This window comes from Arenimonas sp. (assembly GCF_044348765.1).
Lineage (GTDB): Bacteria > Pseudomonadota > Gammaproteobacteria > Xanthomonadales > Xanthomonadaceae > Arenimonas.
On sequence record NZ_JBIKSE010000091.1, the window covers coordinates 1 to 3,463 of the forward strand.

A 3,463-nucleotide genomic window follows, 5' to 3' on the forward strand; every position below is an offset into this window, starting at 1 on the left:
TTTCTTTGACGCGTCTTTCGCGTCCGGTCCGCCTCGACGCTTGTACACGAGTTCGTGAAACGAGAATCCGAACGGGAGCATCGTCAAGATTCCTTGAAGCAACGCTCCCCACGATTCGTTCAGGTCGTGACGACATGACTCGACGAACTCGGCGACTGCCTCATCCTGCGGAGTGCTCACGCCGTCCGAGTCGACGTACGGGTCGGTGCGCCATTCGACTTTCATGATGAGTTTTTCGATAGCGAACAGCAGAGCGCCGACTATCGGATCATTGTCCGACATCTCGCGCCACGCGTTGACGGCGTTAGTTCCACGTAGGGCGGAGAGTTGGTCGTCGATGACGAATCCGCCGACGCGACGTAGGCCGGTTGTTCCGAGTTCGGTCATCTCGTCAGACATACGGGGTCTTCCTCCGGGCGGTGATCTTCAGCGACGCGCTTTCTATCGTAGCGCCTAGATCCATCTCGGACCGGATGCGCGCGCGATCGTCGCGAGCGTGACCTCCCCATACGCCGAATGGCTCGTCGAGGTGCTCGGTCAGACAGCGTATGCGAACGAGACAGTCAGCGCAGACGCGACGCGCCTCGCCGACCTCGTCACGAGAAAAGAACAACGAAAGCGGGATCTCCTCGGATCGGCATCGGGCGCCTACCCACCACGGCGGAGCGGCGACGAACGGGAGTCTCACTCGGCGAGACCTTGCTCAGCGATGAGGTACGCGATCAGTCGGAGGGCGGCGCCGTCGTCGAATCCGCCGTCGATCAGGGCGAGGTACACCTCGTGGAGAGCGACGGTCGCTTCGACCAGTGGGGCGAGGTCGACGTCGTCCTCGATCTCGTCGAGGTCCTCGTCGTCGTAATCGTCGGCGCTCATCTCCGGATCGTAGCGGGAGATCGGCGACCGTCGGGGATGCTCAGTCGAGGGAGCGGGCGACGATGATCGCTCGGGCGCGCACCTCGTGGAAACTGAAATGCGATCGTGCGGCGACATAGCGGGAGAGGGTCTCGCGCATCCGGTACGCGTGTCGTGCCGACGGGCGGTCGTGACTCTTTACGGAGAGTTGGGCGACGTGATGCCAGCCGGCCGCCTCGGTGATGAGGAGACGGACCGAGGCGAGGTCGAGGACCTCGGCGCCGTCGACGATGGCGACCTCTGCTCCGGGGATCACTTGCCGGCCCGGATCATGTCGAGGACAGTCTCGGCGGAGTCGACGAGGAGTCGGAGACGCTCGATCTCGACGATCGCCAGTTCGAGCCATAAGGGGTCGACGCGATCTCCGCCGGCGTCTCGGATCGTGCGGAGCCGGTCGAGGATGTCCGGTCTCATTCGTCGCCTCCGAGAGTGACGGCCTCACGGGCGGCGGTGCGGAGTTGGTCGGCGACTCCGGGCGGGAGAGTGATCGTCGAGCCGGCGAGACCTCGGGAGAGTTTCTCTACGATCATGGCGGGGAGGACGATCGCGAGAGATCCCTCGGGGACCGTTGGTCGTCGAGGTCGTGTCGACGGTTCCTCGATCGGTCGTCCGTCCACGAACAACGGGAGGACGTATATCTTACATCGGTTGCGGGAGGCGGAGAGGCGGGCGATGAGTCCGGCACGGTGGAGAACCGACAGGACTCCGGACGCCTGTCCGTGATGCCATCCGAGCGCGTCGGCGAGGTCGTGCCACGTCATGCCGTCGGAGCCGGCGGCCTTGAGTCGGCGGAGCGTCTCGGACTGTCGGGCGGTGGTCGTGCCGTCGGTGTCCTCGACGCGTGCTCGACGCTCTGAGGTGTCGGTTCCGGAGTGTCCGGACGTGCCGGCGTACGGGAGGATCGGATCGAACAGGTCGCGATCGAGGTCGGGGGAGGTCATCGGTCGCCGCCTCGGATGACGATCCCGGAGTCGGAGTCGACGGCGCCGTCGTCGATCGCGTGAAACAGACGGGCGAGGAGTTGGTACAGCATCTCGACGGACGGATCGTCGCCTCGGTCGAAGTCGTCGGCGAGGAGGTCGACGAGGTGTCCGAGGTCGTCGATCGAGATCGAGACCCATGATTCGGGGGAGGTCATGCGGCATTTCCTTTCGTGGTGGTGTTGGGGGTGTTGCTCTGTTGAGTCTCCCATCGGCGGTAGTCGTCGAGGGTGATGGTCGTTCCGATGAGGGCGTGAGGCGGGATCCGGAGAGAGACGCCTCGTCGAGAGACTGTCGTCCACGTCGAGGCTTCGTCCTCGTCGTACGATCCGACGCGTGTCCGGGCGTCACGGTCTCGGCCGATCAGGTGCGGGAGGATGTCTCGGTCACCCATGACGCCGGCGTATCGGTTCTCCCACGCGATCGACGGGAGTCGAGGCGGATCGTATGACGACGGTCGGCCGGGTCCGTCGATCACGGGAGACCTCCGGACGGATGCGTCGAGGCGGTGAGGATCTGATCGTCAGAGATCCAAAGAAGGCGAGAGGTGTCGTCGGCGGTGGCGACGTGGACCGGGACGATCTGTCGGAGCGCGCACGGGACGACGGGCCGCTCGTCGGCGATGACGCCGAGGCAGAGAGTCGCGAGGTGCGATCCGGTTACGGTCTCATTGTCGAGGACGAATCGGACTGTCATCCCGGGGGCGAGGTCGAGGGTCATCGGGCGATGTAGAGGGCCGGGGCGATCAGGGTATGAGCGTCGTCGAGTGCTCTCGTGCGATGTCCGGCGCGTGTGAACGGGGCGAGGTCTCGGGAGTCGACAGCGTGTCGGACGATCCACGAGCCGACGGGGAATCCGTGGACATCGGAGAGGATCGGTTCGGCCGGTCCGATCAGTCGGAGACCGTCGAGCCATGCGGGGCGGATGGGATTAGGCATCGGACGAGCCTCCTTCGGTGATCGGATCGTAGTCCGGTGCCTCCTCGAAGATGGCGACGAACCGATCGCCGGCCGGGGTCGTGATCTCCCACCCCGGGCCGCCGTAGAAATGGTCGAGGGCGATCGACCATCCGGTCGGGAGGGTGACGAGGTTGTTCTCCGGGACCTCGACCAGCGAGTAGAGGAGCACGAGAGCGGCCTCCTCTGCTGTCCGGTGGTACGGGTCGTGAGGGTCGACGTAGTCGGGGTGCGGGGCGGTCATGAGATGGATCCTCCGAGGGTCAGGGTATGCGCTTGGATGGTGGCGATCGGTGACGGGTCTCCGGTGACTCGGAGCATCGTGTACGAGTGCTCCCATCGGTCGAGGTCGAGGTCGTCGATCCGGTCGAGGATCGCGGTCCGGTCGTCGAAGTCGGCGGGCAGGTGAAGCATGATCGAGGCCACGGTCAGACCTCCCCGGTCGACGCGTCTCGGATGTCCTGACAATACGGACACCATTGTTCGGGGGCGCTCGACCATGATCGGGCGAGGTCGATCGTCTCGTGAGAGCACACTCCGCCGTGGTCATCGCAGAGCGTGTACCACGGTTGCGTACCGCCGTCGGAGTCGAGTCCGGCGGCGTCTGCCTCGGCG

At 65.1% G+C, this 3,463-nt stretch carries 9 protein-coding genes and 1 pseudogene; 1 reads left to right on the plus strand and 9 read right to left on the minus strand.

Features of this window, described 5'->3' with window-relative positions:
* The 7 genes and pseudogenes from ACIQ0Q_RS08900 to ACIQ0Q_RS08930 all read right to left on the minus strand — a co-directional run.
* Positions 1–399 (minus strand): annotated as a pseudogene (locus ACIQ0Q_RS08900) (hypothetical protein); the annotation flags it as partial.
* Entirely contained in the window at positions 392–688 is a 297-nt protein-coding gene (locus ACIQ0Q_RS08905; RefSeq protein ID WP_395772585.1) for a WhiB family transcriptional regulator, read from the minus strand. The gene ACIQ0Q_RS08905 and the pseudogene ACIQ0Q_RS08900, both read right to left, overlap by 8 nt.
* Positions 685–873, minus strand: coding sequence for a hypothetical protein (locus ACIQ0Q_RS08910; RefSeq protein WP_395772586.1), 189 nt, complete (start codon positions 871–873; stop codon positions 685–687). Before ACIQ0Q_RS08910 ends, ACIQ0Q_RS08905 begins: the two co-directional genes overlap by 4 nt.
* Positions 874–913: 40 nt before the next feature.
* Positions 914–1,168: a hypothetical protein gene (locus ACIQ0Q_RS08915; RefSeq protein ID WP_395772587.1), complete on the minus strand. Its 255-nt coding sequence runs from the start codon at positions 1,166–1,168 to the stop codon at positions 914–916.
* Positions 1,165–1,326, minus strand: a complete 162-nt coding sequence (locus ACIQ0Q_RS08920) for a hypothetical protein (protein ID WP_395772588.1) — start codon at positions 1,324–1,326, stop codon at positions 1,165–1,167. Before ACIQ0Q_RS08920 ends, ACIQ0Q_RS08915 begins: the two co-directional genes overlap by 4 nt.
* Entirely contained in the window at positions 1,323–1,853 is a 531-nt protein-coding gene (locus ACIQ0Q_RS08925; protein WP_395772589.1) for a hypothetical protein, read from the minus strand. The genes ACIQ0Q_RS08920 and ACIQ0Q_RS08925 overlap by 4 nt, the downstream gene beginning before the upstream one ends.
* Positions 1,850–2,050 (minus strand): hypothetical protein, encoded by a 201-nt coding sequence (locus ACIQ0Q_RS08930; RefSeq protein ID WP_395772590.1) that lies wholly within the window; start codon positions 2,048–2,050, stop codon positions 1,850–1,852. Before ACIQ0Q_RS08930 ends, ACIQ0Q_RS08925 begins: the two co-directional genes overlap by 4 nt.
* A gap of 289 nt (positions 2,051–2,339) precedes the next feature.
* Here ACIQ0Q_RS08930 and ACIQ0Q_RS08935 point away from each other — a divergent pair, with 289 nt between their 5' ends.
* Positions 2,340–2,624 carry a hypothetical protein gene (locus ACIQ0Q_RS08935; RefSeq protein WP_395772591.1) on the plus strand — a complete coding sequence of 95 codons (285 nt, stop codon included), beginning with the start codon at positions 2,340–2,342 and terminating at the stop codon, positions 2,622–2,624.
* A gap of 198 nt (positions 2,625–2,822) precedes the next feature.
* On the opposite strand, the gene ACIQ0Q_RS08940 is transcribed toward ACIQ0Q_RS08935, so the two are convergent.
* On the minus strand, positions 2,823–3,092 hold the full coding sequence (locus tag ACIQ0Q_RS08940; protein ID WP_395772592.1) for a hypothetical protein: 270 nt from the start codon (positions 3,090–3,092) through the stop codon (positions 2,823–2,825).
* Complete coding sequence (locus ACIQ0Q_RS08945; protein ID WP_395772593.1) at positions 3,089–3,274, minus strand: hypothetical protein; 186 nt, start codon at positions 3,272–3,274, stop codon at positions 3,089–3,091. The genes ACIQ0Q_RS08940 and ACIQ0Q_RS08945 overlap by 4 nt, the downstream gene beginning before the upstream one ends.
* Positions 3,275–3,463 lie beyond the last annotated feature (189 nt).